Annotated in this window: 4 protein-coding genes; all 4 read left to right on the top strand. The window is 72.1% G+C overall.

What is annotated here, in order from left to right; translation table 11 throughout:
* A partial coding sequence (locus GTW43_RS19730) for a DUF2891 family protein (protein ID WP_161303342.1) occupies positions 1 to 301 on the top strand: 301 nt, incomplete at its 5' end.
* 80 nt (positions 302 to 381) lie between these two features.
* Positions 382 to 1695: an MFS transporter gene (locus GTW43_RS19725; RefSeq protein ID WP_161303341.1), complete on the top strand. Its 1314-nt coding sequence runs from the start codon at positions 382 to 384 to the stop codon at positions 1693 to 1695.
* 293 nt (positions 1696 to 1988) lie between these two features.
* A complete protein-coding gene (gene cimA, locus GTW43_RS19720; RefSeq protein ID WP_161303340.1) occupies positions 1989 to 3620 on the top strand; it encodes a citramalate synthase in 1632 nt (543 codons plus the stop codon).
* 52 nt (positions 3621 to 3672) lie between these two features.
* The coding region (locus tag GTW43_RS19715; protein ID WP_161303339.1) for a hypothetical protein at positions 3673 to 4786 on the top strand (1114 nt) is incomplete at its 3' end.

Genomic DNA, 4786 nt, shown 5'->3' with positions numbered 1-4786 from the left:
GTTCCTGCCCGCCCTGGACTCCGGGGCGCCCTGCGCCCTGCTCGACGTACCCGTCGTCTCGGACCACGCCGACCCGCACATCGGGCACCTGCTCGGACTGACCCTGTCCCGCGCGGCGACGCTGCGCCACCTCGCGGACGCCCTGCCGCAGGGCGCCGCCCGCGCGCGCCTGGCGGCGGCCGCGCAGGCGCATCTCGCGGCGGGTCTGCCGGCCGTGGACCGCGGGGACTTCACCACGGACCACTGGCTCGCCACGTTCGCCGAGCTGGCACAGACCGCGGCGGGTTCACGAACGCGATGAACACAATGACCACAAGTACGCTCGATCGTTGCCGGTGACGCCTTGTCACGCAGTGCAGCGGTCCCGCATCGTGGCCGGTCATGGGACGAGAGCAATGGAAGAAGATCCTGGTCGGGTCGGCCGGGAACATGGTCGAGTGGTTCGACTGGTTCGTGTACGCGAGCTTTGCGACGTACTTCGCGGGGTCCTTCTTCCCCGACGGGAACCCGACCGCCCAACTGATGAACACCGCGGGCATCTTCGCCGTCGGGTTCTTCATGCGCCCGGTGGGCGGCTGGCTGCTCGGCCGGGTCGGTGACCGCAAGGGCCGCAAGGCGGCGCTGACCCTCACGGTGACGCTGATGTCGGCGTCCGCGGTCCTCATCGCGGTCGCGCCGACCTACGCGGTCGCCGGGTACGGCGGCGCCGTCGTCCTGCTCGTCGCCCGCCTCCTCCAGGGCCTCTCGGTCGGCGGCGAGTACGCGGCGAGCGCGACCTACCTCACCGAGGCGTCGGCCCCCGAGAAGCGCGGCTTCGCGTCCAGCTTCCAGTACGTGTCGATGACCGCGGGCCAGATCGTCGGCCTCGGCCTGCAGATCGTGCTCCAGCGCACGATGTCGGACGACGCCCTGCACAGCTGGGGCTGGCGCATCCCGTTCGTCGTCGGCGCCCTCGGCGCGGCGATCATCTTCTGGCTGCGCCGCAGCATGCTGGAGACCGAGGTCTACGCGGAGTCCGCCGACGCCGACGCGACCGTGGGCGGCGACGACAAGGGCACGATGAAGGCCCTGTGGGCGCACAAGCGCGAGGCGTTCCTCGTCATCGCCCTCACGATGGGCGGCACCGTCGCCTACTACACGTACACGACGTACCTCACCAAGTACCTGTCCAACTCCGCGGGCCTGAGCAAGCAGACCGCGACGCTCGTGTCGTTCTGCGCGCTGATCGTGTTCGCCTGTCTGCAGCCGCTCGCCGGTGCGCTCTCCGACCGCATCGGGCGACGCCCGCTGCTCATCACGTTCGCCGTCGGCTCCACCTTCCTGACGGTGCCGATCATGACGCTGCTCCAGCACGCGGGATCCTTCTGGCCGGCCCTCGGCCTGTCCCTGCTCGCGCTCGTCGTCGTCACCGGCTACACCTCGATCAACGCCTGCGTGAAGGCCGAGCTGTTCCCGACCGGCATCCGCGCCCTCGGCGTCGCCCTCCCGTACGCCATCGCCAACGCCCTGTTCGGCGGCACCGCCGAATACGTCGCCCTGTGGTTCAAGGACGGCGGCATGGAGTCGGGCTTCTACTGGTACGTCGCCGGCTGCGCGGCCGTGTCGCTGATCGTCTACCTGACGATGCGCGAGACCCGCGACATCGACCTCCACCGGGTCCGGCAGGCCGAGGCCCCCGTGGAGCAGCCCGCCTGACCGCATCGTGAGACCACAGCCCGGGCGCCGCCCGGGCTGTGGCAGACTCGGGCCGTGCTCTCGTTCGCCATGATTATTGGCAGCAGGCGCGCCGGTCCGCAGTGACCGCCTCGTACGACCCGGTACGGGCGGACACCGTCGTCCTCGACCCGCGCGCAGACCTCTCGCACCCGCGAGGGGTTTTTTCGGTTTCTGGCCCACCTTCAGCCAGGCCCAGAGCGCGGGGGATCATGGAGAGACGGCGGAGCCGGTCATTCCGGTACGACCGAGATCCCTACAGGAGCCAGATCAGCATGAGCAGCAGCCCGAGCGACCACACCGGCGAACCCACCGGCGCACTCGACGATTCCTTCCACGTCTTCGACACGACGCTGCGCGACGGTGCCCAGCGCGAGGGCATCAACCTCACCGTGGCGGACAAGCTGACCATCGCGCGGCACCTGGACGACTTCGGTGTGGGTTTCATCGAGGGCGGCTGGCCGGGCGCGAACCCGCGGGACACGGAGTTCTTCGCGCGCGCCCAGAAGGAGATCGACTTCCGGCACGCGCAGCTCGTCGCCTTCGGCGCCACCCGCCGCGCCGGTGCCAAGGCGAGCGAGGATCCTCAGGTCAGGGCCCTTCTGGAGTCCGGCGCCCCGGTGATCACGCTGGTCGCCAAGTCGCACGACCGGCACGTGGAGCTGGCGCTGCGCACGACGCTGGAGGAGAACCTGGAGATGGTGCGCGACACCGTCGCCCACCTCGTCTCCCAGGGCCGCCGCGTCTTCGTCGACTGCGAGCACTTCTTCGACGGCTACCGCGCCAACCCCGAGTACGCGAAGTCCGTCGTCCGCGTCGCCCACGAGGCCGGCGCCGCGGTCGTCGTCCTGTGCGACACCAACGGCGGCATGCTCCCCGCCCAGGTGCAGGCGATCACCCACACCGTCCTCGACGACACCGGCGCCCGGCTCGGCATCCACGCCCAGGACGACACGGGCTGCGCCGTCGCCAACACCCTGGCCGCCGTCGACGCGGGCGCCACGCACGTGCAGTGCACTGCCAACGGCTACGGCGAGCGCGTCGGCAACTCCAACCTGTTCCCGGTCGTCGCCGCGCTCGAGCTCAAGTACGGCAAGAAGGTGCTGCCCGAGGGCGCGCTGCGCGACATGACCCGGATCTCGCACGCCATCGCCGAGGTCGTGAACCTGACCCCGTCCACGCACCAGCCGTACGTGGGTGTCTCCGCCTTCGCGCACAAGGCCGGGCTGCACGCCTCCGCGATCAAGGTCGACCCGGACCTGTACCAGCACATCGACCCGGAGCTGGTCGGCAACCGGATCCGGATGCTCGTCTCCGACATGGCCGGCCGCGCCTCCATCGAGCTCAAGGGCAAGGAGCTCGGCGTCGACCTCGGCGGCGACCGTGAGCTGGTCGGCCGGGTGGTCGCCCGGGTCAAGGAGCGCGAGCTCAAGGGCTACACGTACGAGGCCGCCGACGCCTCCTTCGAGCTGCTGCTGCGCGAGGAGGCGGAGGGCCGCGCCCGCCGCTACTTCCGGGTCGAGTCCTGGCGGGCCATCGTCGAGGACCGCCCCGACGGCACCCACGCCAACGAGGCCACGGTGAAACTGTGGGCCAAGGGCGAGCGCATCGTCGCCACCGCCGAGGGCAACGGCCCGGTCAACGCCCTGGACCGGTCGCTGCGCGTCGGGCTGGAGCGGATCTACCCGCAGCTCGCCAAGCTGGAGCTCGTCGACTACAAGGTCCGCATCCTCGAGGGCAAGCACGGCACCGAGTCCACGACCCGGGTGCTGATCACGACGACGGACGGCGCGGGCGAGTGGTCCACCGTCGGCGTCGCCGAGAACGTCATCGCGGCGTCGTGGGGCGCCCTGGAGGACGCCTACACGTACGGTCTGCTGCGCGCCGGTGTCGAGCCCGTCGAGTAGCCGCCGGGGGTCTCGTCCTTCGTCCGCCGCCCCGGTGGGTTAGCGTCGAAGTATGAGGCCCTTCATAGCGGCCCTGGCCGCAGCCTTCCTCGCCCTCGGGGCGACGCTCGCCGTGGCGCCCACGGCCGCCGCCGCGAGTGACGTCTCCACGGTGGCCGACGCCCTGGAGAAGAGCCCCGTCTACGTCGACCCGGCGGCCTCCGGGACGCTGTCGAAGGCCGCTGCGGACCGGCTCGCGGACCGCATCAAGGACGCCGACAAGCCGGTCATGGTCGCGGTGCTGCCCGCCGGCTTCCCGCGGCAGGACCTCTTCACGGACCTGCGCACCAGGACCGGGGTCGTCGGGGTGTACGGGGTGCGGCTCGGCGACGCCTTCGACGCGCGCGCCGACCAGCAGGTCATGTCCGGCCAGGCTGTGCGCAATCTGACGGGCAGCGTCCAGGGCGAGCCGGCCGCCCGCCAGCTCGACGACTTCGTCGACACCGCCGTCCGCACGGCCAAGGGCTCGGCCCCGGCGTCGTGGGACGCGGGCGGCAGCGACGACGGGGCCCCGGTCGGCGCCCTCGTCGGCGTCGGCGCGGTCGTGGTCGCGGGCGGCGCGGGCCTGTACGCCGTGTCGCGGCGCAACCGCAGGCGCCGCGAGCAGGAGCAGCGCGCGTCCCTGGACAAGCTCCGGGTCGTCGTCGACGAGGACATCACCGCGTTCGGCGAGGAACTGGACCGCCTCGACTTCCACCCGGCCGAGCAGGGCGCCGACGACGCGATGCGGGCCGACTACGAGCGCGGCCTCGACGCGTACGACAAGGCCAAGCAGTTCATGACCGCCGCCGAGCGCCCCGAGGACGTGCGCGCCGTCACCCAGGCCCTGGAGGACGGCCGCTTCTCCCTCGCCCAGCTCGCCGCCCGCCGCGAGGGCCGGCCGCTGCCCGAGCGCCGCCTGCCCTGCTTCTTCGACCCGCGCCACGGGCCCTCCGTCACCGACGCCGAGTGGACCCCGGACGGCGGGGCGGTCCGCGAGGTCCCGGTGTGCGCGGCGGACGCGGCCCGGCTCGCCGACGGCGCCGAGCCGCTCGTGCGCACGGTCGACACGGGCGCGGGCGAGCGCCGCCCGTACTACGACGCGGGCCCGGCCTACGGTCCCTGGGCCGGCGGCTACTTCGGCGGCG

Origin of the sequence: Streptomyces sp. SID5785, from assembly GCF_009870065.1 — a bacterium.
Lineage (GTDB): Bacteria > Actinomycetota > Actinomycetes > Streptomycetales > Streptomycetaceae > Streptomyces.
Note: the sequence above shows the minus strand (reverse complement) of the source record. Positions and strands in the feature narration are given on the sequence as shown.